Raw genomic sequence first — 23,862 nt, forward strand, 5'->3', positions numbered from 1 at the left:
GCCAGCACCATGATGCGACCCGACGCCAAAGTCGAGAAAGTCTACCTCTATCCCAAACCCGTGGATTTCAGAAAATCCATCGATGGCTTAGCTGCTTTGGTCGAGTTGGATATTAAAGTGGCGGTCTTTGATCCGGTGCTCTTTGTCTTTCTCAACAAATCCCGGAATCGAGTGAAGATTTTGTATTGGGAGCGTAACGGCTTCTGCCTTTGGCTCAAGCGTCTCGAGTCCGAGCGTTTCAAAATCTCGCCAGATGATGTCGACGAAGCCATTGTGCTGACGGTTCAGGAATTGAATTGGCTGCTGGATGGATTTGATCTGTGGCGCAACCGTCCTCATAAGATTTTGACTCCAAGGTTTGTTGCCTGACGGGTATAATCCAGGGCATGCGACCATTGCCCGACAACCTTCCTGACGATCCCGTATTGCTCAAACAGATGCTGCTTGAGAGCTACGAAGCACGCTCGCGCGAACAGGAAGTTAAGGAAGGTCTGAAGTAGGCATCGATTTTTGACGCTCTCATGGCCTGAGGTTCAAAAAAAGCTCGCCCGATCAGATAATTAGACGTTTTCCGCTCTTAACTCATCGATTTTCCTTCAAACAGCACCTTTCCAAGGCGTTTTTCCGCATTACAGGCGCACCTCTCCCATCGCCAGCAGCCGTTTTCGCACCATCCAAAGGTTCGACAAGGCAAACAGAGTAGCCTGTTGCGCGGTGTTTTTAGCCAGCCCGCGAAACCGGACTTTCGTATAACCAAACTGGCGCTTGATCACGCGAAACGGATGTTCAACCTTCGCCCGTAACTGGGCTTTCGTGAACTCGATTTTGCGATAGACCCGTGCGATCAAACTTTTCTCGCCATGCTTTTTATAACGGCTTGGGCGGGCCGCAATTGACCAGATCATCTGACGATCCTGATGCTCCGCACGCTTGTCCACGCCGGTGTAGCCCGCATCACCGCTGACATAGGTTTCCTCACCATGTAGCAATTGATCAACCTGAGTCACGTCCGCCACATTCGCCGCAGTACCCACCAGGCTATGGACTAAACCCGACTCGGCATCGACGCCGATATGCGCTTTCATGCCGAAGAAATACTGGTTTCCTTTCTTCGTCTGATGCATTTCGGGATCGCGTTTGCCGTCCTTGTTCTTGGTCGAGCTCGGCGCATGAATGATCGTCGCATCGACCACCGTACCTTGGCGCAGCATCAAACCTCGATCACCCAGATAGCCATTGATGACCTGCAAAATCCCGCCTGCCAACTCATGCTTTTCCAACAGACGCCGGAAGTTGAGAATCGTGGTTTCATCGGCGATTCGATCCAGACTCAACCCTGCGAACTGGCGCAGGATCGTTGTCTCGTAAAGTGCTTCCTCCATCGCCGGATCGCTGTAACCAAACCAGTTCTGCATCAGGTGAATACGCAGCATCGCCATCAGCGGATAAGCCGGACGGCCACCTTCGCCCTTTGGATAATGTGGTTCGATAAGGGCAATCAAGCCTTTCCAGGGCACAACCTGATCCATCTCGATGAGAAAGCGCTCGCGGCGGGTATGCTTACGTTTACCCGCGTACTCGGCATCGGCGAAGGTCATCTGTTTCATCAGGGAAGCTCGGTGAAAGGTGTTGGGGTATTTTGCCAAATCAGGAAACCTTTTTCAGAGTTTCCTTAAAGACGCCTACGCCACTCACATCGTTGATCTCAAAGAGCAGATCAAGCTGCTGCGTGACCGTATTTTTGGTCGAAAGTCCGAACAAACCGTCGAGCCTAATACCCCTCAACTTGCCTTGTTCAATGAACCTGAAAGCGAGCCTATGCTCCCGGTCGGCGATGCTGATGAGGAAGTAGTTGCTCCTGCGCCACGCCGTGGCAAGCGCAAGCCACTGTCGGCTGATCTGCCGCGCATTGAAGTCATCCACGAGCTGCCCGAACACGAACTGACCTGTGCCTGCGGTTGCCGCAAGCATGTCGTCAGCGAGGAAACCAGCGAGCAACTGGATATCGTGCCGATGCAGATTCGGGTGATCAAACACATCCGCAAAGTCTACGGCTGTCGTGGCTGTGAGTCGGCACCGGTCACAGCCGGCAAGCCTGCGCAGTTGATTGAAAAGAGCATGGCCAGCCCCAGCGTGTTGGCCATGCTGCTGACCACCAAGTATGTCGACGGCTTGCCGCTGCATCGTTTTGAAACGGTGCTAAGCCGACATGGCATAGAAATCCCGCGTCAAACGTTGGCCCGCTGGATTATCCAGTGCGGCGAACATTTGCAGCCGCTGTTAAATCTGATGCGTGATCGATTGCTGGAAAGCCCGGTCATCCACTGTGACGAAACCCGCGTTCAGGTACTGAAAGAACCAGATCGAGACCCGACCAGCCAATCCTGGATGTGGGTACAGGCCAGCGGGCCTCCAGATCATAAAGTCGTATTGTTCGACTACACTTCCAGCCGCGCGCAGGACGTACCGTTACGGCTGCTGGAAAGTTATCGCGGCTATGTGATGACTGATGATTACGCGGGCTATAACGCGCTGGCGTTACAACCGGGCGTGGAGCGCTTGGCGTGTATGGCCCATGCGCGGCGCAAATTTGTCGAAGCACAAAAAGTGCAACCTAAGGGCAAGACCGGGCGTGCCGATATCGCGCTGACGATGATCAATAAGCTGTACGGTATCGAGCGCGAATTGAAAGACGGCAGCGACGAACAGCGCTTTACCGGTCGGCAGGAGAAAAGCCTGCCAATCTTGGCTCAGTTGAAAAGCTGGCTGGATAAAACTCAGTCCCACGTGACGCCGCAAAGCGTGCTGGGCAAGGCAGTTGGTTATCTGGCGAATAACTGGAGTCGGCTGAAGCGTTACGTGGAAGCCGGCTTTTTACCGATCGACAACAACCCGGCAGAGCGCGCAATAAAGCCGTTTGTTATTGGGCGCAAAGCCTGGCTGTTCAGCGACACGCCTAAAGGCGCCACCGCCAGTGCACAGATCTATAGCTTGGTCGAGACCGCCAAGGTCAACGGCCAGGAGCCCTATACGTGGCTGCGCCACGTACTGGAGAGGTTGCCACTTGCGCAGTCGGTGGCCGACTATGAGGCGTTGCTGCCGTGGAACTGCTCACCGGAAATGCCAAGATAAACGGAAGCCGCATCTGATGGTAGGTGTGGTTGGTGGATCGCTTACGCCATTACCATGGGGGCTGCCTGACGGACGCTGTCCATGGCGGGGTACATCGCCAACGATCCTGCTGCCTGACCGACGGTTGCAGTCAGGCGGGTGAAGTCATTCATCACTGAACCACCTACTTGGCCGCCGTAGTCGGTATACACCTGTCCCTGGGTCAGTTTCTGCTTCCTCGGAGAAACCAGATCGCGAATGACCGAGTCACTCACCTCTGTCTGGGTCATGAACTTTGCCCACTGTGCAAGCTTGCTCAGCAGATCTGGACTGACCTGTTCCAGCAGCCTGGCTCGTAGGCCAATGCTGCTATCCGACCACCACTGCGTGCAGGTAGGGAAGCCACCCCCACCGGTGGTTTGGGGCAGGCCTGCATCGCGAGTTGTGTCATAAGGCCATTTGGTTCGAGGCGTGTGTGATCTAAATCCAGAGAAACCATCATCGTAATACCCTGGCGTCTGCAGAAAGAACCTCGAGCCGATCCAGTTGACGTCGTTGAGTTGATCCTTACTCAGGGTAGGCTGGGTCATGAACAGTTTTGCACGCGCCCGTGCATAGCAGTCGTTCGTGAAGTCAGCGACCTCCTGGGCAAGCAGCGGGTCGTTGATACGTGCCCTGTTCACATCCATCCGTACCTGTTGCAGGTCCACTCCGCAAGGAATCGCCGTGATGGAGGCTGCTGTCGCGGCCTTGGACATCGCATGCACAAATAACCACCACACCGGCACTACGGCGCTCTTGCCGTTCAACGTACTGAATGAGGTGTTCCAGCCCGTATCGGCAGGGTTGGGTACCGAATACTGACACTGCTCCGAGCGGCTTCGATCAAACTGCAGCGTGTCGATGCTGACCGTCACCAAAGGCATACAGCAGACAATGATGACCAGAATCGCGGTGTAGAAGCGGTTCTCCACTCGAGCCAGCGAGAGTGCGCCTTTGTTACCTTCGTCGGCACCCTCAGCACGTGCTTTGAGCCATTCGCTGATGATGATGGCGGCAAACGGCGTGGCCACCAAGCCGCTGTCCTCAATCATGTTCCAGATGCCGCTGTTGATGATCCAGCCCACCAGCGTGAGGTAATACTCCAGATAATCATTGGTGTGTAACATCATAGCGTACTGACTCCCTCGAGTAGGCCGGCACGTCGTAGCTCCATCAATGCAATCAACAGCAGGGCGATCACCTCACATCGCATTAGACCTGCGGGAATATCGGACGATGCCTGGTGAACCAGGTGCTTCCTAACTCTGAACCATGTTAACGCTAGCGCCGTATAGACCATTAACCTCCAGGCCAGCATCGCTCCGTAATGTGCCTTCTGCCATTCACTGAAACGCTCCAGATCACCGAACGCTATGTTGACGAAAGTCAAAAACACCACGACCAGCAGCACCGTCAGTGATGTCAGTGATAGAAAAGCCAAAATCGCTTTCGCTGTTTTTTTAAGTCGTCCAGGCTTTAAATTGGTGGATATCATGGTGCGTTTCCTTTCGCAGGATTTTGCAACTGGTCAAGACGATCAGGCGTCGGGTCGCCTTGGAAGATGCCTTTTGAACCGTCTCTCCTGATTTGAGCCCGTTGGAGAATGGCTGTCGGAGAGTTGCTGGCCAGATTGCGCCGCATGTCCAGCTCGGTCTTCAGGTTGTCAATTTCCTGTTGCAGGTTGTTGTTCTGCTGACTGACCGCCTGCTGGGCCACATCATTGGCGGCGATGTTCGGTTCCTTGCTTCCGGTAAACAGGGTGCGTTGAAGCAGCAACGCTTTGCCCAGCACATCCGATAAAGCGAGCTCTGAAGCAAGGCGTTTGGCCAATATGTCCTGGTCGTGTTCGGAACGAAGGGCCTCGACCACGCCACGCGTCACAGGCAGAGAGCTACTGCTGGCTTGCGACAGGTTCTCCTGCGTGAGGGACTTGTTGCCTGAAATGAGCTCCTGCAGTGCCTTGAGTTTTGAGTCGTAGGACTCTTGAATGAGGGGCGTGAGCCCAACGCCAGCAGTGGAGGTGGTTTTGTTGCAACCCTCACACGTGCGCTGTTGCTGCTCTCCCAGAACACGGTTGGCGAATGTGGTTGCTTCCTGCGGCGAAGGCCAGATAGAGCACACCATGCCGTTGTTGCAGCTCGATGGGCTGATAGACGCTGTATCAGCGGCATTACGTCCGTTCAGCAGGTTGTATCCTGCCCGAGTGACATCGCCTACGACCTTGATCGGTTGCTGGCCCGATCCGCCGGCCTTGCTTCCACCCACCCAGGTGATACCGTCATTCCCACCTTGCTTTTCGACCTGAGCAACGGCTGAGACCGCGTCTGTGTTTCCGGTTTTCACTGCCTGACTCATGGCCTGGCCTTCGGCGATCTTGTACCAGCCCATTTGTCCGCCCGCGACATCGAGCATCTTGTCCGCTATGGCGCGGCACGTGCCTTTGGAACGGTCGAAATCAAGACGGCCTTGCAGGATGCCGTTGGTGAGCAGGTTGTAAAGCGCTGGATTGGCGCGCTGGATAATCAGCCCTGGCAATGAAGCCACCGCGCTGGTGGCGTTGGAGATCATCGAGCCCATGATCGTCTGAAAGCCGGAAGTGGTACCGTTCAACTGATTCTCCAGTGTATTGTTCAGGCTCATGTTTCCGCAGACCAGGTTACTGTTCCAGCCACCGCCAATGCTGATGCTGTCCATGTTCCCGGCGCTTCCCATGGTCACGGCGTTGCCGCCACCGACGCTGTACAACACATCATCACCGATGACGCTGCCGGACGAGCTGGCACTGATCCCTGGCGTCTCGGCAAGGGCGCTGTTTACCGTCAGGGCGCTCATGATTGCGATAGTCAACATGGCGGCGCGGCGCATGATTGAAGTCCTCTTGATCATCATTGAAAGTCCGTACTGCCAAGAAAAGTTTGTCCTTGCCGCTTGCAGCAGGAATAGGGTCGCCATAGCGCCCAGGCATAACCGCCATCGGTCGCCTGCACACGGGGCTGCGAGTTCGGGAATACCGCACAGCTTTGACTGAGGGTCGGCGTGAGCTCTTGCCACTTACCGGTGCTGGCGTCGGTCTCGATCAATTCCCCAGCAGGCCAGTAGCCTGACTGAGGTTTTGCCAGAAGGGGTTGATAGATGTGAATCTGACCGCGGCGAGTGACCACGTCACCAGCGCGCTGCGCGATCACGGCCGCTGCCTTGTAATCGTCGGCTTGATGGATAAAACCACTACGGGGATAAAGGCTTCCCCACATGTCCCCCGAGGTGAGACCGCCCACCTCTCGCTGACCGGGAATCAGGGCTTCGGGATAGGCTGATTCTGGAACACCATAACGCCAGGCGATGGTGTCCAGCGTGCTCAGCAGGTAAGGCATGTAGGGGGTCGCAGCACCCTGACAGGCATACCCCGAAGCGCTGGCAAACTTACTGAACGTAGCTCCCCCGGGGTGGCCAATGACGTCAGTGTTTTTGAATTTGGCCAGGTTGTCTTCGTTGTTGTGGCTGGTGGTTCCGTCGCCGCCATCCTGGGCGAATGAAGTGGGTGAACTCAGCGAAGAGACTTCGACCCAAGGGTTTTCCCCAGTGTTCGAGTAGCTCGATACAACCGCGTCGGGAACATAATGTCGAACCTTGGTCGACGTCTTGACCTTGCAGCCAAACGGCGTGCAGAGCAGCCAGTAGCATATGCCGACCACCTTGTACTCCAGGCAGTCAGGCGACAGGGTTGAGGCGGCGAGGGTGGCCGAGGTCACTGTACCGGCGGCGGCTGGCCCGGTCGAGATCGACAGGGCCAAGGCCGTCCATGCCGAAGGCTTGCGCAGGTTCATCACGGTATATCTCCCTGGCCAGCTTCATCTTGATGGTGGGCAGCAGCACGCCACTGGGCAATGCGCTGTTCCGCCGCCAGAACATTGGTTTCGCCATACACAACAAACGTGCGGTCGACCACCACTGCTGGGACCTTCGTGACCCCAATGCTCCAGGCGTCTACGAGGTTTTGTTGGTCGCGTTGCAAGCGCTGCGCATCGGCGCTCTTGAGGCGTTGCTGCATGATCACAATGGCCTGCTGCTGATTCGCTGGCAATCCTTCAGAGAACTTGGCCTCAAGCCTTTCTGATTCGTCCAGGAGGATCAGCCGGACACGTGCCGGTGCCTGAACTGGGTGGTTCCGGTCAGTAACGATCCACGTCTCCGCGTTCGCGAAGGGGACCTGTATGGCCGCAATCAAGATCAGGAAGGCCATGCGGATGTTGTAGCTGAAACGATAGGGGCTGGAGGGTGGCATGAGGCAGTACCTGCAGGTGGTGTCAGGTACAGAAAACGCGATTAATGAACTGTCGTCAGTAGGAAACCGTTATCGGGACGGTTGGGGTTTGGTGGCGCCTGTCTGGGCCATGCGCCTGCCATTGAGCAGCAGGCGCGGTAGCATTTTCTTATAACGCCGCATAAACACTGGTGGTAGGCTTTCCCGGAGGCCTGCTGCTGACTCTCTTTGGAACGACAGCGAATTTCCGCCAATCCTGATAGAGAGTTCCACTACAGCCAAGATCCGTCGTGCAACATACCTTCGACGTGGTCAAATCAAACACCTCATAAGAGTGGCTTCGATGACAGGCCGCATGCCAGAGCGGACGTGCTGCTGCTTTGGCTCACTCACACAGCTGGCCTGCGCGTCACAGAGCTGGCCCAGCTTGAAACGTCGCCTTTACCGCCAAGCAATCAATCCCGGTCGAAAAACGCGATGGTCGCAGGTTGAGGCCATTTCGATTGCAGGCCGTTACAGCTAACCAGGGCCGGGCGACCAACGTTGCTGCAGATCGCGACGTATGACTTCGATCACCCATATCCATAGCAAGTGTCCAAAGGTTTCAGATGCCCATTCCGCTGGAGGAAGCTCCCAGAGCGGAGGAGCCCAGTGAAACATCGGTAAAAGTACCCCGTGAAAAGCCAAGGTGACAAGCATGCCAAAGCCAAAACCTTGCCATACGGCAACACGCGGATACCTAAGCGCAGTCAGGCAATAGAAGATGGCGAAAAAAATGGAAAAGCTTTGGTGAATCAAGGCACTGCCATAATTCACCATGTGCTCGGAGTACACGTAGGTAAGCTGATTAGCGTTGATACCGAGCGAATCAAGCATCTCTAAAGGCGGGATCGGACGATCTGGTGTGCGAGGCGGAAATGGGATTTCCGTCCCCCACTTGACAAAGCTAGAAACGTTACCTCCAATTAGGCCGGCCGCTGCCGCGACATAATATTCACGAGTTTTCAAGTCAACATCCTTTCCTTCGATAGACCAAGCTTGAGAGATCCAGATCCGCGCCCAGAGCGTTTCCTCAAAATAGAAGTACCCGACGGCTATTCGTATCACTATGATTTTAATAGGTAAATTATAAATATCGAAGCGATCTTATTCTGGGACTGCACACGATCATACAAATTTTTTCGCTTTCTTTCTGGGGGGTGTAACCCGGCGTAACCCCCCCCCCAAAAAAAAAAAATATAGCGAGCTAAACCTATGAAGTGAGTACACCTATCGGCGCAGGCTCTCCAGTAGTACAGTGCTGGCGTAACCGTCGGGTGGCAAATGCTGATCCTTCTGGTAAGCCCGGATGGCCGCCCGGGTCATCGCCCCTATAACACCGTCAGCAGCACCCAGGGAGTAGCCCTTAGCAGTCAGCAGTTTCTGCAAATCGGTTACCTGCGCAATGCTGCCCAAGGGAGGATTATCAGTTGGCCACGGGTGAGACACGCCGGTCCCGCCAGCATAACTGTCGGCTAGTAGCCCGATCGTTAGCGCATAGGCAGTGGAGTTGTTATAGCGCAGGATGCTACGGAAATTACTTAGGACCATAAATGCTGGCCCGCGATAACCTGCGGGCAGCAGGACCGATGCTTGCTCCTGTGCGAGCTCGCCCGGAATCGCTTGCTTCGTTCCCATCACCCCGAGCCGTTGCCATTCGGCAACGGGCTTCTTGATCGACATGTCAGCCTGAGCGTAATCGAAATTCTCGGGCAACTGCACCTCCTGTCCCCAAGAGACGCGCGAGTTCCAAGCGCTGCGTTGTAAATAAGAGGCAGTGGAGGCCAGCGCATCGGCCCGGGAACTCCAAACGTCGCGCCGATTGTCGTGGTTAAAATCAACTGCATAGTCGAGATAGGTCGTCGGGATGAATTGCGTCTGCCCCATCGCGCCAGCCCACGAGCCAATCAATTGCGCACGGGCGATGTCTTTGTTTTGCACGATATGAAGGGCGGCCATCAACTGTGTAGCCCCGTAATCCATCCGCCGGCCCTTGTAAGCAAGCGTGGCCAAGGAACGAATCACATCGCGACTACCAATATCCTTACCGTAGCCGCTTTCAATACACCAGATGGCCGCGATAATCTTCGCATCCACACCGTAGTGACGCTCTACCTCGTTCAGAACTGGCTCTTTTTGCAGAAGCTCCTGCCCTTGCTGGATATTCTTCGGAGTCAGACGTTCAGACAAATAATCCCAGATGGCCGTCGTGAACTCTGGTTGCGCCATATCCAACTGGTGCACAGTCGGGTCAAGCGTGATGTTTTGGAAAGCAAGATCGAGTGTGGCTGTGTCGATGCCCTTAGTAGTTGCATTGCTGCGGAAAGTAGCCAGCCATTGCTGAAAATCCGCCTCCGACGTGCTCTCGTTCGACACGCTGGGAGTCATGTCTGCGGAGAAGCAAGCTGGAGCGGCTGATGCACATGAGAGCATAATGACTACCAGCGATGTAGTTATAACCCTGGAACGCATAGCTTTTACTCTCCTGTAAAGATTCCAATACGGTGCTTGTGCAGTGAAAGTGGCCTATGTGGTGCTTCTAACTTGGGGAGGTGTCGAGGTATTCTGCGCCAGCCTTATCAATGAAGAAGTGTGGGCATTCCTTATTTGCATAATCTACATATCCTATGTGCTGGGCCATTTGTTCATGTTGCAGGGCTATGCGTGGTCATCACTAAGCGTGAGGTTCCATCGGAAATTTCTATCAGCCATGCAAGTCCTGCACTATCACGCTATGTCGACAACGCGGAGCCCGCAGCATTCGGGGACAAACCTTACGGTCAGCATTTCCTGTAGGAAACAGGCCCTCTTACTCCTCTGTCTCCACTGCTTGGTAGTCACTCCGTCATGTCTGCCGGCTGAGCCGGTGACGGAGCATCTGTTTTTTCTAGCCGCCGTCTCAATCTCGATGTGTAGGATTTTGAATTCCTACACACGAACCTTTGCCGTCTTATCCTCCTTGCCGTTTGGTAAGTTCAAATCCCTGCGCATAAACAAGGTTGAACGTGTCTACCACATGCATTATTTCTTCGTCAGGCAGGCTGGCGGGAACTGTCAGTACCGGTTCGCCACCCGCACCTCGCACTGTAGCAGTATGTGGACTCGACTCCCGATCAATCCGAATATCATTGGGGGTTACGAGGTATGGAAATTTAGTCATGTGCTTCTTCCATGATTGCTGATAGAGTTTGAAAATCGAACGGTGACGCTGCGGAAAAGATGATTTCTATACAAATTCCGCACCGAATATCCAGAAGCGTTTAAGCATAAGTCTGTTTGTTTCAGTTTTCGCGAACTGTTATCTCTGGCGTTTCCGAACGCACGTGCTGAGGGTGGGGCCCGTATTCCTGTTTGCAGCAAGATCTCGGCCAAGGCGTTCCTCTTGTGTAATAAAGTAGCGATGGTTGTGATGCTCCGGTGGCGCCATGTTTTCATGTCTGAACTGGGAAAGTCGTAACAAAGTGAGGAAGCACCGCAGTAAAATTTTGCGTTTCTTGGAGTATCCTGTAGGCATCCAGATTGCCTTTCCAATTATTAGCCCTTTTAATTGATCTTCTCCTTAAATAAAAAGTGTTAGTGACCCGCTAAGGTCAAGTCATTGCATTCCATTGAGGATCACAAAGCGCTGTAACTGGATTACGGTCTTCTGTAAACCCACCATCTACAAATCGTCTCTTTTTCGCAATTTTTCCGTAACACAGGCCTTGGTTAGCGTAGCCAGCAATTTGGTTCCATCAGCAATAGGCCAGAGGGTCTTTATTGATCTGGATCAAGAAAACATGAAATTTGAGGCTCGAGGGTACCAATGACATTGCTTATCAGCGATAACGACCGAACGTAAAGTCGCACTGTTGCTGCATCGTGTTTTGCTGCGAATGCTACATCCACCGCTGTTGAGGGCGATGACCCGTTCATGCATTTTGGTATTAGGTTTACGCCCAGCGTATCGACCGGCACCCTTTGCCAGGTCGGTGCCTTGGTACAGCTGACATGATTTTGTTCGTCAGTTGGGCGAGGTCTATCGTCTGACTTGAACATCCTGGCAGCTGTGGTGGCTGTCCTTTGGTTGCTCGATACAGCGTTGGTTTATGCCAGAGGCAGAGCGCTGATCCAGTTTTCTAGGTAAAGAGGAAAATCGTATGCTCCTTCTGACTCGCCGCGAAGGTGAAAATATTGTGATTGGCGATGGAATTCAGATCCAAGTCCTAAGCGTTTCAGAGGATACTGGGGATGTACGTATCCAGATTGAAGCCCCGGATGTCGTCGAGGCCCAGGGCAGAACCGCTGGGAACGAAGTGACCGATCACAAGCCTGGCCCTGTTATTACTCATAAGCGGCGGTGGCGTTCGTTGGTCACTCAGTAGGAAGTTTGGATGACCAACCAGATCAGGAGCACAAGATGGCATTGATGAGTGTCGAGCAACTGCTGAATCAAGCAGAGGACGATTACATGAGCGTAGACCAGCTGGTCTTTTTCAAAGATAGGTTGGAGGTCAAAGCCGCAGAGCTTCGTGATCGCTTGCTCAGCTGTCAGGCCAGTTGCGAAGTCGAGCGTCACCCGGACGAAGCCGACTTCGCTTCCGATGAGGAAAACAGAGCGGTGGCAGCAAGCATGATAGAAAGGGACAGACAGACGTTGAGCCATGTGCTTAAGGCCCTGGAAATTCTCGCTCTGGGCGACTACGGTTTTTGCCAGGAAACTGGCGAGGCCATAGGCATAAAACGCCTGCTACTGGTCCCCGAGTCGTTGTACTCGGTCGAATCGATGCGGGTGCTGGAGGCCAAGGGGATGCACCAACGCCAAGTGGCCTAGTAAAGTCGCCGCAGCGAAGTGATCAAGGAGAATTGCGATGACTGCAAAAAGTGTCGAGCGCGATGTTGCTATCTCAGAGCTTGCCGACCATTTGGAGCGCGATCTGATGCCTTGTCCAGCAGGACGTACCGCATTGATGACGTGGATAGAAAAAAAGCTTGCTCAAATAGCGCTCAATCCTGTGACCACAGCAGCTGATGCAACGTGGTTGATCGAAAGTGCTTATATCCAATGGGCCGCTGCGCAGCCAAAGTGCTAAGGGACATTCTATAAACGCAATTCCTACCCCTGTCATGGGGTTCATAGCGTTTACCGTGCCGCTTAAGGCCAAAGGCGATGGGTATGACTATCCCATCCTGGTTCGGATTGAATTCGAGCGACAGTCAGATAATTCAGTCCAATTGATTTCCCGGGGAGGGCACACAGGAACACTGATCATAAATGCTAGAAGGGTGAGCATCTCATGTAACGAATGGGACAACCGCCCGTATGACCCCCCTTGATAGCCTCGTCCTGACCCGGTGGGCTTTTTCAAAAGCGGGCTGGGTGCTTCGTGACGATGAGTAGGTCAGTGCCTATAGGCCTTAACCGACTATTGCTCCCCAATCCCTATGTTGAAACCGAACACGCATCCAGTGGCGGTTCGATGGAAAGCGCTGTGCAGACAATCCTGCGTTGTTGGGCAACATGGTTTGCAGAGTTGTTCAATGTAGATTCAGCGGTTGACACCGGCATATTTCAAAGCAGAATAACGTCGCCGGGGCTGGGTCAGTAGAAAAATACCTCTTTAGCACCGAAAAGACCCAAGGAACGTCGTATGAAACCATCAGTGGCTCAAGTAATTGCGGTTCTTGCCTCAACAGGTCTGGGGGAAGCAGGGCAGCGAACAGCAGATCTGGCGTACACCGAGGCAGGTATTCTCGTTCTCTTCTTGGGAATTGTACTTATGATGGCAGCCTTTGGGATCGAGCTTCTTGAGCTGCTGCGTGAAAAGTTGCTGATCCGATAGGTAGGGTTTGCCTATCACGCGAGATGAAGTCTGCGTGGACTATCGAGCACGATATCAAAGGAAGAATGAGATGGGCGGAGTGCAGTATGTTGAGCCAGAGATCAGTCAAGCGAGCAGAGTGGAGATTGATGATTTCTTAGAGCTTCTTCAATGTGAAGCGAGCCGTGGTCACTTTACCGGACTCAAAAGTAATACTATGGTCACCCAGTACGCGTCAGAATTGCAGTCTGCAAATGACGCTCTAAGCAGCGGAAAGCCAGCAATGGTAATGACTTACGCTATCAAGGCTCAAGGGCAAGCGATAGGTTTGTGCGTGCTCAGAGCTATAGAAGATCCGACAATTCTAGATCTCAACGTACTGTTGATCAGTCCCAATTGGCGTAATCGAGGTTTTGGTCGCTGGGTTATCAATGCATTTCGAGAAGAAATGAAGAACTCTGGGCGTAGGCTCCAAGTGCGTTGCATGCCAGCCTCGATCAGTATGATGAGCTTACTCGTACAGATGGGGTTTCGGGAGATTCCTCAGCCTTTCGGCTCTGTTCGATACTTTTCTTGCTCATGAACGATGTAGGGAGTCTTTCGTCATGAACGGGCTATATAGGGGAGCCTACAGGGGTGGGGAAAAATCTTACTGCCTAGAACTGCCAAAATTCAATCCGAAAACTGAGTTAGCGCGGCCTCTGGCAACATCGTCAATCTGTAGTGGTCATCCATCTTCACCCTCGTCAATCGAATCCTGGCTCAATCCCGTTCAGCCAATGAAGCTGCAGAGCCCTTGGACCACTGAGTGCCCGCAAACCAAATGACTCTCGGAGAGCACGCAGATATGCGTCAGCTCGGTTGAGTCCGAACCACTTGCGCTCCTTGCGCTATTTACCTGTTGTGTGATCTCCTACCGGCACTCGGCCATCACACGATGTCTATTTGAAGGGAATCAGCATGAAAACCATTTCCATATTCAACAACAAAGGTGGAGTGGGGAAAACCACGTTGACGTTCCACTTGGCACATGCTCTCGCGACAATGGGTAAGAAAGTTCTCATTATCGATCTGGATCCTCAGTGCAATATTTCCACTCTCTCAGTCCCTCAAGATTGGCTGATGGATGTTTGGGCAAAGGAAAATGCTTATATTGATGACTTCAAGGCTACTCGCGAGCAGAGCACCGTTGAAGAGTTCGAAGCTCTAAATCAAAATGTTCGATCTATTCACTACCTCCTAACTCCGACCCAAGAAGGTACAGCAGAAATAGGCATCTTGCCTCCGCCAGTTGCACTAGCTCCAAATTTGCACCTTATTCCCGGTCGGTTGACGATGCATCTGTATGAAGAGAAAATATCAAGCCGGTGGAGTGATGTTTATCAGGGCGATCCGCTCGCAATAAGGACTATTACTAGAATAAGGAAGCTTGCCGAGGAATACGCCGCAGCCTACGGGTATCACTTTGTGATCATGGACACGTCTCCTAGCATTGGTGCGTTGAACAAGGTAGTCATCTCGACTACGGACGGCTTCATCATTCCTTGTGCTCCAGATATGTTCTCGCTTTACGGTATTCGAAATCTGGGAAGTGCGCTCGCGGTATGGCAGAAACAGTTCGGCACGATATTTCATCTACTATCGGAAGAAAAACGGAAGAACTTTCCCGAGGATTTCGTCAAGTTACTTGGCTTCACTATTTACAACGCAAAAAAATATGCAGGAAACCAACCTTGGGAGCTTGCGAAGGCCCATTACCATTACGCCCTTCAGATACCTGCTGAAATTATGGGCTGTGTGCCGGAGGACGTAAGGAACGTTATACCTGCTGAAGTGCTGGCTCAGCCAATAGGCGGTACGGCAATAATGCATACCCATAACACGCTTACTGGCATGTCGCAGAAGTATCACGTTCCGATGTGGAAAGTACCTGCTGAAGAAAATCTCGGTGATGATGTGAATACCGTCATGGGGAGCAGGCGGGTCTTCGAGGCAACATTGGACAAATATACGGAGTTTTCTAAGGATCTCCTCTCACGCATTGAGAGGCTCGGCTAAACATGACAAACGCCGAGCCGCTGATTCAGCATTGCTTGCAACGATTCACTGAGGTGAATCATGAGCTGTCCATTTTTATGACGACAGTTCGCACGTGGTTTGAGACACACCCGCGACTGGTCGGACATCCACACCCTGTTATCCACTCAGTTAAAAGTCGCATTAAGGATCCGGGACATTTAACAGAAAAAGTAGCCCGAAAACTTGCCGATTTAGCAGCTGAACCCGCGCCGGAAGAAATGTTCCGTCGGCTAACAGACCTGTCTGGAGTGAGAGTTTTGTTGCTACACCAGTATCAATTTATTGCACTTCACGCGGAGTTCCTGAAGAAGACCAAGAACGACTGGCACCTCGTGGAACCCCCAAAGGCCTACACGTGGGATCCAGAATCAGCAGAGTTTTTCAAAAAGCTGGACATCAACACCGAGTTGAAGGAGAGCCATTATACTAGCTTGCACTATGTGATACGTCCAAAAGCCGAGTCAGACGTGGTGTGTGAGATCCAAGTGCGCACTCTTTTCGAGGAAATCTGGGGAGAGGTAGATCACTCCTTAAACTACCCATCGCCAACGGACAACGTTGCCTGTAGCGAGCAGCTACGAGTATTGGCTAAAGTCGTTGGGGCAGGCAGCCGTTTGGTGGACTCTATATTCCGCACCGCCCAACCCATCGTTTCTTCCACGGTGGAGCCTGTCTTGGAACCATCTGTGGAGCACTTGGCAAAGGTTGCCCTATCATCGGTGACACCTCCCGCAGCGACGCCTACGCTAGTGCAGAGTGAGGAGGGGCTGCCGATCAACCCCGAGGATGACCCCACTTGAAAGCTGGCTTTACAGACCTAAAACGGGTGTAAGCATCTGGCGAATACACATTGCATGTAAGCGTATGGGCATCCCGTTTTGCGTAATTATGCCGGTTGCTATCGATGCGGCGGTCGCAGTAGTTGTCCACACCGTCCGTAATCGAAATGCATAGGATCACGGAGCGCCTGGATTCACTTATCGCTGCTGTTCGAGTCCGTGCTGGCCATCCAGTCGATTGCGGAAAGCAGCACGTTACCGTCAGGTGCTCCCTGCAGCTTGATCGTGCGGCCAGAGTGCTTGTCCTTGATGACCAACGTCGGTGTGGCGGTGATGCCGCCTAGGCTGGCCTTGTGTGCCTGGCTAACAACAGCCTGTCGGGCAGCCGGGTTGCTCGACGCGCAGTTATCGATGAAGTGCTGGCGATCCTCAAGCCCCGGGATCTGCGGATTGCCAGCAGTTCCAGCACCATTCGACCGAGTGCGCTGATAAATGAGTTCGACGGCGAGCCAGAACACGTCATTGCCTCGCTCGATCCCTGCGCACTCAGCCCAGCGAGCTTCATAGCTCGCGGCCGGCTCGTGCATGGGAAGAGGGAGATGGTGCCACTGCAGGTTCACGTCTGGATGCTGATCAACCCATGCTTTGAGCTGTGGGAAATAATCCTTGCAGTACGGGCATTCCAGATCTGCATACTCGACGATGGTGAATCTGGCACTGCTGCTCCCGTAAACCCACGCGCCATTATGCTTCGTCTGTTTGGATGTCTGGCTGATGCTGTCGGCGGTGTTGAGCATTTGCATGCCCTGCCTGACATCTGGCAGGCATTCAAAAGCCAGAATTGCCAAGGCTACCGCACCGATGCCGTATAGGATCTGACGACGTGTGGGTCGCTTCATGCGGAGGCCTCTTTATCGAGGAACTGTTTGGTCAGCAACTCCTGATCCAGCAACGTGAGAAGAGCCTTCTGCGCGCTTTCAGGCTGTGGGTGATTCTCAAGCCACTGGTCCAGCGCTTTGTGCAGTTGGGACTGGATCTCTCGACGATCAACCGCCACATGTTTCACGACTTCCAGGTGCTCGATCAGTACCGGTGCGCAGATTTTCAAGGCCAGTAGAGCATCTTCCTGCGGGTTTTTGAGTAGTTGAGTCAGGCTGTCGATCAGATTTTGAGTCAGGGCATCCATGGCTCTCATGCCAGGTTCTCCAAGGGCGAAGCGGGGAATGTAATGGTTGTCGGTTCAATCCCGCGAATGCGGTCGAGGTCGTGTGCGATCGCTATTGCGGCTCCCAGCTCGTCTACCCCTAACGACTGCATTAGATCGTACCGCTGTTTTTTTTCTTCCGGCTCAGTCATGGCCAATGCCAGGAGCAGGCTTGGGGGCACGGCTCGAAACAAAACCTCCATCGATTTGGAAAGCACAACCCCTTCAGTATACTTTCCGCTCTCTTTACGGGCTGACAGCATCAGTGACTTTTGCGCGGGCGTCAGCTTACGGAACGTGGTGATTTTCTCCACTTCATCCGGTGGCATGTTCAGGCAGATCCACCACTCGATCATGTTAAGCATCGGTGCTGCTGCTGACGGAAGGTCGTCGATGTTCTGAGTGGCAAGCCAGAACCAGGCCCCGAGTTTTCGCCACATCTTGGTGATCTTGATGACGTAGGGCGAGAGAAGGGGGTTTTTCGTAATGATGTGACCCTCGTCAGTGAAGTTGACGATCGGACGCCCCTTGAATTGGTCCCGTTCTGCAATGTTGTTCACGGTGTTGATCAGCGAGATGTAGGCGACCGACAGTTGGGCGTTATACCCCTCGCGGGCGTAGGTGGCCAAGTCCAGGATTGTGATGTCGGCCTCAGGCCAAGGCGTACCCTCCCGGTTGAACATCTCACCGTCAGCCCCCATGCAGAACATGTCCATGGCTTCAGCCATCTCAAACATGCGTTCTCGGCGCTTTTCCGGAAGGGTGGTGTCCTTGCCAGCGTCACTCAGCGCATCACGCACATCCTCCGTCTTGACTGCTCGTTCAGCGTCAAAGCATGTTCTGGCTGCCGTCAGAATGCAGTGCCTAATGGCGCTGCGGTCTGCGCGAGTGAGTCGAGCCTCTTCTCTCTCTTCGCCGCCGGTGATCATGAGCCTGGCTACGATCTCCATTTCGCCCAAAACATCACGCTCCTCTTCGCCCTGTTCAGGCATTGTTTGCAGATGCTCATCGGATCCTTCAATGTCATCGGCATCCAGGATCGTGACTTTGTCAGGTGTTGACACCAGGCGAATGGCATCAGTGAAGGGGGCCAGACTCACGCCCGACCCTGGCGCCAACTTGAGCCGGTTGACCGTCAGCCCAAGCTTTTGGGCAAAATCTCCCAGTAGGCCGAAACTATTACCGGCTTCAATGATGAACAGGCGCGGCCTGTAAATGGCGATTAACTGCATCAGCAAATTGTTGGCCGTGGCTGACTTACCTGAACCTGTCGGGCCAAACAGGAGCAGATGGGCATTCATCTGCCGATCAAGCTTGTTGAATGGGTCGAACGTCAGCGGTGCACCGCCCCTGTTGAACAGGGTTATGCCGGGGTTGCCCGTGCCGCTGGCACGCCCCCATACTGGCGAAAGGTTCGCGACATGCTGGGCGAGCATCATCTGCGTGTACCAGTCCAAAGCATGTTTCTTGTTCACATCAAAACTGGCGGGCAGCCACCGCAGGTAACTGCTGAGAGGGGCGACTTCATCACGAGGATAGACAGGTTCCATACCGGCGCTAAGCATGGCATTGGCAAGCTCCATGCTCCGACTTTCCAGTTGTTGCTCATCCTTGCCGGTCAAGTAAAAAACCACGTTGCCCCGGTACAGCTTGTGTTTTCGACCGATCAGTTTCCGGGCTTCGTCGACCGCTTCACGGGTCAGGGCGGAGGCTTGATTGTCACCGACTGATTTACGTGCCAGTTTTTCCAGGTGGGCCTCCAGAACATCCTGGGGAGTGATCACCAGCGTGATGTTGAGTACCGTGTCTTCGGGCAACTTGTCGAACAAGGCATGCAGCGCGTCCCCGCCTTTACGGTTTTCACCCGTCAGGTGCCCGGTCTTTGGCGCATCGCGTAAGCGATCGAGGACGATGACCCGATGAGGGCGCGAGTCGAAGTACCAGAGACCTTTCTTGGCATCCGATTGCGGTTCGCTGTAAAACAGGCACTGAGAGAAATCATCGCCGCTGGCCAGCGGCAGCGTGCCCTCTTCTGGTGGTTCGACCTTGCGGTTATTGACGATTTCGAAGAAACGATCGATGTCCTGGCGCTTTGATCCCAAGTGTTCGGGATGCGGGTTGAACCAGTGCAACAGCCAGTGACGAATGTCATGGCGATCCATGCGCCGGGTTTTGATGCCCGCGTTGGCCAGTCCTCCCGTCAGACGCTCGCAAATGTTTTTCAAGTACATCGACGGCGTCTGGCCACGAACCAGTCCATCGCCGGTGCAGCGCCGGTAGACGACCATGCGAACCCTGCGTTGCTGTCCGCGCCAGGGCAGTTGAGACACTTTGGTGTCTTCAAATAAACCTCCCGGCTTGGAGATTGCCTCTAGGTGATGTTTGAATTGCTGCAGGTACATTTCTGTAAACGCCGTACCCTGAGCGCGAGGCTGGACGTAATCATGCAACGTCTCCAGATAATCTGCCCAACTGGTTTCATCCCTGGCGTAGAACTGCACCACCCAAGGCGATTCATCCAGTTCGTCAAAACTGTCCTGCAGCGCATTTTCGAGAGCATCGCGCGCTTTGCGTAACCACTCAGGATCCCGACCTTCGGTGCCGATGGGGGTGAGTTCATAGAATGCTGCCAGTGACTTGCCGTCCTCGAGCAGCATCGCTTGCTCCTGAGGGAGGTACTCCGTCCAGGGCAGCATGTCGACGAATGACGGGTTGACGGCATACAGGGCTGCGATATCGTCGACCGTCGCAGGTTTGCGCTTGGGATCTAGCCACGCGCCAGGCTCTGGTATGCCCTCAGCCGCCAGGCGAGCCAGATAACGCTCTCTGGCCTGCGCGAAGATGGCCTCTTCTCGTAGCTGGTCGGCGATCGTCTCGACTGGAGTATCAACCACGGTGTCAGTGCCTCGATCCCGACGCTTTGTCAAACGCTTCAAAAGTCCCATCAATAATCCTCCACCCGCTCACCGGGCATCGCGTACTGCACGCGTTGATACAGCGGAAAAACAGTCGTATACCCCGGTACTGGCGCGGGATCTGAGCCCGCCAGGTGAGGGAATACGTACATGACCAGGTCCGGATTGGGCAGGCGCTTGAACTGACTGTAGATCTCGTTTTGAGCGGTACGGGTGTAGGCCGCGCTATCCTGTAAGGGCTGGGTAGCGCGTACATCGATTGGACGGCGCAACTCTGAGCGTGCATCGAGCAATTGCCGGCCACTAGCGCTCCCGGCCGAACCGGTCGTCCCTTGGTTCCAGACATCCATCATGGTGTTTTGACCATGCGGAAGCATTTGCTCTTTGTTTGTCGAGCATCCAGCCAGCAAGCCCGCCGTGAGAAGGCAAAACATCAGCGCGCTGCGCGCTGACCCCAATTGATCAATCCAGGTTGGCATTGGCATGGTTCGCTCCTGAGGCGTATTTGACCTTGCGGCCTTTGAGTTCGTAGTCAATTTCCAGCTCTTGATCGATGTGCAGTGAGACCTGCGCACCAGGTAAGACGTAGATGGCCGCAAACGCCTGGCCATACAGTTTGTTGACCCAGCTGGACACGTCCGTGACGCCTTGAGTGAGAATTTTGCCCATCGCCTCGTTACCAGACAAACCGGTGCTACCCAGCGTCCCAGAAGCGTTCGAGACGTAAGAGGAGGTGCTTCCTTCGGTCTTGATCAACGAGGCTGCTCCAGCACCTGCTGCGGTAATCAGGGCTTGTGAGCCGATGTACTGCTGCGCATTGCTGCGTCGCTCGCCGGCGATGCACGGAATGCCGTAGGGATCACTGATCCATCCGAGCCCGCCCTGGATGGGTTGCTGGTCTCCAGAGTTGTTCTGATTGTTCTGGTTATTATTCTGCTGATTACCGCCCTGGACTGGGGCGGGTAACGTACGGACAGTCCCATCGTTGAACACGAAGGTCAGGCTTTTGATCTGCCCCCGCACGCATGAGAGGGTCCAGTCGCCTGACGCTGTACCGCTGGCCACCGCACCGGCTACGTCAGGAAGGTCGATGCCATTGGCCGTCAGGTTGTCCGGACCGATCAGCACCTTGAACGGGTAGGGGTCATTAACCGTCCCATCAACAGGAACCCGGCCGATCAACGCGGACATGGCCACCGACCCCATCAACGTCGAGTTTTGAGGCAGGGTGTAGGCACGACGTACCTTCTTGCGCTCCTGTTGCTGGCCACCCATGTCATCGCGGACAGACTGAGCGCCTGTCGTCAGGGCTTTCTGTCCTCGGTCTACCGATTCGCCAAAGGCTGTAGGAAAGCTGTAGGCGCTCGCGGGGACGCTATTGCCAGCAGTGATCGGTTTACCGTTACTGTCTAGGGCCGTCGCGTCCTGTGGATTGATCCACATGAGGTCCGAACCGCTTGAGTCGGACTTGAACTGTTGACCATCTCCCTGCTGAACGCCCAGGCCAATCGGTAGATCCGGGTGCGTAGCGCCGTTTTGTCCCATCCGGGTCAGTTCATCCATCTGTTTGCGCAAGCCATCCAGCACGCTCTGCTGTTGCTGCTGACTGTCGAGCTTGAACTGCTCCTGGGCATTCTTCAGACGCTGCTCTACCGTCTGATCGATGTTCGCCAATCGTTGTTTGAGCGCCTCGTTGTCCTGCTTGACGGCTGAGTTCTGCGCCATCACATCGGTGATCTGCTGCTTGAGCTCGCGCCCTTCAGCCACGACCGTGCGTAGCGTGTCGCTCGGCGTGTCGCCTTCCACACCCAGAGCCTTGGCCTGTTCCGCTGTGAGTTTTGGGGCCGGTGCGTTGTCAGCCTGCTGTTCGGGTCCACCTCTCATCATCTTGATGCCGATGAACACCGTGAGCAGGAGAAGCGGAACCACCAGGTACTTGAGCAGCGGGTTACTCTTCATGCTTGGCTCCCCGGGTTGCACGCGGATCTGCTGGGGCGGCGGAGAACACGGTTGCTTGTGTCAGCCCGTGTCCCCGCGTGACCAGGTACAAGGTCGTAGTGTCACTGGCATTACCTTGCGACCCGAGATAGGGATGTTGAAAGGCCGCTGTCACGAACTCACCCATCAGTTCCCGAGGGTCGAGCGTGATGCGCTGCGCCGTCTGATTCTGCAACTTCACGGCTGTCACCCAAAAATCATCCAGACGCCATGCGCCCAAGGGTGTGGACTTCACAGGTAGAGTGGGAAGCAGGGTGGCCAGATCAAGGCTGCGCTCAACCTTCACCTGGGCGATGCCGTCTACAGGCTCAACGGTGCGCAACGGCGCATAGAGCATCTGGGCCGCATAGCGTGTCAGAACCACTGGGACAGGCGTTTCTCGCTTGACTACTTCCTCTGGCTCATCGTCTTCATCGTTCGACCGGCTGGTTGAATCCATGCTCTTTGTCGTGGCCTTGGCTGAGCGTGCTGTAGCAGCCCCTCCATAGCGTGCGGATGATGTTTCACCTTCCACAATCTTCACCGGCTCCAGCGCCGGTTGATCCATAGGGGCCTCTGTAGCAGCGATATCCACCAGAATGATCTCGCCGGTCTTGGCGTTCTGCAGCTGGAGACGTGTCGGCTCGATCGCATCCTTGGCAAACAGGTAGATCGCGCCGCCCGTACTCTGCACCCGCAGCTTGTCTGTCAAAGACCTCGGAAGCCCGACTCGGACATTCTGATCGACGAAGACGATGCGTTCCTGATTGATGCGCAGTGGAATGGCCAGTGGCAAACGCTCCCAGCGGAGAATCTCCACCGCCGAGGCGATTTGTGTAGTGCCGACCAACACCATCAGTAATGCCGAACCCGTGAGTACACGCAAAATCCTCATTTGAAGACTCCTTTCGATGGAGCTGCGGGAGTTTCGACGTTGCCCTCGATGCGTTGTGGCGCGCCGTTGTAGCAGTCCCATGCCAAGCCGAAGGGATTGGTTTCAGGGTCGACGTCCATGCGTACAACGTGAAGCGGGTATCGTGCGAGGGCACGCTTGACCAGCTGACCGCCGTAATACTCGTCGGCTGAGATGTCGAGCGTCACCGTCCAGTCGTCGATGGAGTTGGTCACCGTCCGCAGTTCAGGCGAGTCGCCAAAGCCTCGGCCGGGAATCTCGTAGACACCGCGGACACGCTTGCGCAGCTCACCGCTGGACTTGCGCAGATCAAAATCGCTCTGCAGGTATTGCTTGCAAGCCGGTGTAATGTAAGCGTCCAGGCGCGTGATGTTCGTCTGATAATCCTGTTCACCGTCGACCGGCCAGCGGTTCATTTGCTGAAAGATGTACAGGCCAAAGGCGTACACCGACTGAGGAGGGATGTCCCACCAAAGGCGTGTGCTGCCGGAACGCAGGTCGGGCGGAACGTGAATGGTCATGTTCTGCGGTGCTCGATACCAGCCGATACCCAGCCCCAGGGCCAGGAGCGCCAGCAGGACGATGGCCATCCTCAAGCTGGTGATGTGCGCCCGCTGCGAGTCGGCCAGCTTTAAATAACGGCTCATTGTTGCGCCCTCCGACGGCACGTCCAGTTGCCCGATCGGATGACCAGATTCGCGTTGTTGTATGACGTAGGTGTCAACGCCAACTAAAAAGTGA

22 protein-coding genes and 5 pseudogenes are annotated in these 23,862 nt (G+C 54.5%); 10 read left to right on the forward strand and 17 right to left on the reverse strand.

Going from position 1 to position 23,862, the window contains the following annotated elements; genetic code table 11:
- The first annotated feature begins 9 nt into the window (after positions 1–9).
- The gene (gene tnpB, locus PSPTO_RS04465) at positions 10–369 is read left to right on the forward strand and encodes an IS66 family insertion sequence element accessory protein TnpB (RefSeq protein WP_003409203.1); all 360 of its coding nucleotides are present in this window, start codon (positions 10–12) and stop codon (positions 367–369) included.
- Between the two features lie 260 nt (positions 370–629).
- Here tnpB and PSPTO_RS04470 read toward each other — a convergent pair whose 3' ends face one another.
- On the reverse strand, positions 630–1,607 hold the full coding sequence (locus PSPTO_RS04470; RefSeq protein ID WP_007247571.1) for an IS5-like element ISPssy family transposase: 978 nt from the start codon (positions 1,605–1,607) through the stop codon (positions 630–632).
- An 85-nt stretch (positions 1,608–1,692) separates the two neighbouring features.
- Here PSPTO_RS04470 and PSPTO_RS04475 point away from each other — a divergent pair.
- Positions 1,693–3,132, forward strand: a pseudogene (locus tag PSPTO_RS04475) (IS66-like element ISPsy5 family transposase); the annotation flags it as partial.
- Between the two features lie 44 nt (positions 3,133–3,176).
- Here PSPTO_RS04475 and PSPTO_RS04480 read toward each other — a convergent pair.
- The 8 genes and pseudogenes from PSPTO_RS04480 to PSPTO_RS30150 form a co-directional block, all read right to left on the reverse strand.
- Positions 3,177–4,283, reverse strand: a pseudogene (locus tag PSPTO_RS04480) (conjugal transfer protein TraG); the annotation flags it as partial.
- The gene (locus tag PSPTO_RS04485; protein WP_011103307.1) at positions 4,280–4,648 is read right to left on the reverse strand and encodes a hypothetical protein; all 369 of its coding nucleotides are present in this window, start codon (positions 4,646–4,648) and stop codon (positions 4,280–4,282) included. The pseudogene PSPTO_RS04480 and the gene PSPTO_RS04485, both read right to left, overlap by 4 nt.
- A complete protein-coding gene (locus PSPTO_RS04490) occupies positions 4,645–6,042 on the reverse strand; it encodes an integrating conjugative element protein (RefSeq protein ID WP_024648762.1) in 1,398 nt (465 codons plus the stop codon). The genes PSPTO_RS04485 and PSPTO_RS04490 overlap by 4 nt, the downstream gene beginning before the upstream one ends.
- On the reverse strand, positions 6,039–6,977 hold the full coding sequence (locus PSPTO_RS04495) for a TIGR03756 family integrating conjugative element protein (RefSeq protein ID WP_011103309.1): 939 nt from the start codon (positions 6,975–6,977) through the stop codon (positions 6,039–6,041). The genes PSPTO_RS04490 and PSPTO_RS04495 overlap by 4 nt, the downstream gene beginning before the upstream one ends.
- Positions 6,977–7,435 carry a TIGR03757 family integrating conjugative element protein gene (locus PSPTO_RS04500; protein WP_046463796.1) on the reverse strand — a complete coding sequence of 153 codons (459 nt, stop codon included), beginning with the start codon at positions 7,433–7,435 and terminating at the stop codon, positions 6,977–6,979. Before PSPTO_RS04500 ends, PSPTO_RS04495 begins: the two co-directional genes overlap by 1 nt.
- A 498-nt stretch (positions 7,436–7,933) precedes the next feature.
- Positions 7,934–8,422 carry a YagU family protein gene (locus PSPTO_RS04505; protein ID WP_011103311.1) on the reverse strand — a complete coding sequence of 163 codons (489 nt, stop codon included), beginning with the start codon at positions 8,420–8,422 and terminating at the stop codon, positions 7,934–7,936.
- A gap of 261 nt (positions 8,423–8,683) precedes the next feature.
- On the reverse strand, positions 8,684–9,829 hold the full coding sequence (locus PSPTO_RS04510; protein ID WP_223810519.1) for a lytic murein transglycosylase: 1,146 nt from the start codon (positions 9,827–9,829) through the stop codon (positions 8,684–8,686).
- A 1,498-nt stretch (positions 9,830–11,327) separates the two neighbouring features.
- Positions 11,328–11,432, reverse strand: a pseudogene (locus PSPTO_RS30150) (resolvase); the annotation flags it as partial.
- 160 nt (positions 11,433–11,592) lie between these two features.
- Between PSPTO_RS30150 and PSPTO_RS04515 the strand changes: the two are divergent.
- From PSPTO_RS04515 to PSPTO_RS04545, 8 genes and pseudogenes are all read left to right on the forward strand, one after another.
- A complete protein-coding gene (locus PSPTO_RS04515; RefSeq protein ID WP_011103313.1) occupies positions 11,593–11,817 on the forward strand; it encodes a carbon storage regulator in 225 nt (74 codons plus the stop codon).
- Between the two features lie 35 nt (positions 11,818–11,852).
- Positions 11,853–12,266: a TraR/DksA family transcriptional regulator gene (locus PSPTO_RS04520; protein WP_011103314.1), complete on the forward strand. Its 414-nt coding sequence runs from the start codon at positions 11,853–11,855 to the stop codon at positions 12,264–12,266.
- Between the two features lie 37 nt (positions 12,267–12,303).
- The gene (locus PSPTO_RS04525; protein WP_011103315.1) at positions 12,304–12,525 is read left to right on the forward strand and encodes a hypothetical protein; all 222 of its coding nucleotides are present in this window, start codon (positions 12,304–12,306) and stop codon (positions 12,523–12,525) included.
- A 10-nt stretch (positions 12,526–12,535) separates the two neighbouring features.
- Positions 12,536–12,833, forward strand: a pseudogene (locus PSPTO_RS30630) (hypothetical protein).
- Between the two features lie 250 nt (positions 12,834–13,083).
- Positions 13,084–13,275: a hypothetical protein gene (locus tag PSPTO_RS04530; protein ID WP_003347741.1), complete on the forward strand. Its 192-nt coding sequence runs from the start codon at positions 13,084–13,086 to the stop codon at positions 13,273–13,275.
- A 70-nt stretch (positions 13,276–13,345) separates the two neighbouring features.
- Positions 13,346–13,837: a GNAT family N-acetyltransferase gene (locus PSPTO_RS04535; RefSeq protein WP_003347742.1), complete on the forward strand. Its 492-nt coding sequence runs from the start codon at positions 13,346–13,348 to the stop codon at positions 13,835–13,837.
- A gap of 377 nt (positions 13,838–14,214) precedes the next feature.
- A complete protein-coding gene (locus PSPTO_RS04540; protein WP_003347743.1) occupies positions 14,215–15,312 on the forward strand; it encodes a ParA family protein in 1,098 nt (365 codons plus the stop codon).
- A gap of 2 nt (positions 15,313–15,314) precedes the next feature.
- A complete protein-coding gene (locus tag PSPTO_RS04545) occupies positions 15,315–16,133 on the forward strand; it encodes a RelA/SpoT domain-containing protein (RefSeq protein WP_011103316.1) in 819 nt (272 codons plus the stop codon).
- 173 nt (positions 16,134–16,306) lie between these two features.
- Here PSPTO_RS04545 and PSPTO_RS04550 read toward each other — a convergent pair whose 3' ends face one another.
- The 8 genes and pseudogenes from PSPTO_RS04550 to PSPTO_RS04585 all read right to left on the reverse strand — a co-directional run.
- Entirely contained in the window at positions 16,307–17,011 is a 705-nt protein-coding gene (locus PSPTO_RS04550; RefSeq protein WP_011103317.1) for a DsbA family protein, read from the reverse strand.
- Complete coding sequence (locus PSPTO_RS04555) at positions 17,008–17,307, reverse strand: hypothetical protein (RefSeq protein ID WP_011103318.1); 300 nt, start codon at positions 17,305–17,307, stop codon at positions 17,008–17,010. Before PSPTO_RS04555 ends, PSPTO_RS04550 begins: the two co-directional genes overlap by 4 nt.
- Entirely contained in the window at positions 17,304–20,261 is a 2,958-nt protein-coding gene (locus PSPTO_RS04560) for a conjugative transfer ATPase (RefSeq protein WP_005769291.1), read from the reverse strand. Before PSPTO_RS04560 ends, PSPTO_RS04555 begins: the two co-directional genes overlap by 4 nt.
- Positions 20,261–20,716, reverse strand: a complete 456-nt coding sequence (locus tag PSPTO_RS04565; RefSeq protein WP_005740043.1) for a TIGR03751 family conjugal transfer lipoprotein — start codon at positions 20,714–20,716, stop codon at positions 20,261–20,263. The genes PSPTO_RS04560 and PSPTO_RS04565 overlap by 1 nt, the downstream gene beginning before the upstream one ends.
- On the reverse strand, positions 20,694–22,190 hold the full coding sequence (locus PSPTO_RS04570; RefSeq protein ID WP_005769292.1) for a TIGR03752 family integrating conjugative element protein: 1,497 nt from the start codon (positions 22,188–22,190) through the stop codon (positions 20,694–20,696). Before PSPTO_RS04570 ends, PSPTO_RS04565 begins: the two co-directional genes overlap by 23 nt.
- Positions 22,180–23,103, reverse strand: coding sequence for a TIGR03749 family integrating conjugative element protein (locus tag PSPTO_RS04575; RefSeq protein ID WP_005769293.1), 924 nt, complete (start codon positions 23,101–23,103; stop codon positions 22,180–22,182). Before PSPTO_RS04575 ends, PSPTO_RS04570 begins: the two co-directional genes overlap by 11 nt.
- Positions 23,100–23,768, reverse strand: a complete 669-nt coding sequence (locus PSPTO_RS04580) for a PFL_4703 family integrating conjugative element protein (protein ID WP_003319098.1) — start codon at positions 23,766–23,768, stop codon at positions 23,100–23,102. The genes PSPTO_RS04575 and PSPTO_RS04580 overlap by 4 nt, the downstream gene beginning before the upstream one ends.
- Positions 23,765–23,845: pseudogene (locus PSPTO_RS04585) on the reverse strand (TIGR03750 family conjugal transfer protein); the annotation flags it as partial. The gene PSPTO_RS04580 and the pseudogene PSPTO_RS04585, both read right to left, overlap by 4 nt.
- Positions 23,846–23,862 lie beyond the last annotated feature (17 nt).

It is taken from the genome of Pseudomonas syringae pv. tomato str. DC3000 (genome assembly GCF_000007805.1).
GTDB classification, from domain to species: domain Bacteria; phylum Pseudomonadota; class Gammaproteobacteria; order Pseudomonadales; family Pseudomonadaceae; genus Aquipseudomonas; species Aquipseudomonas avellanae.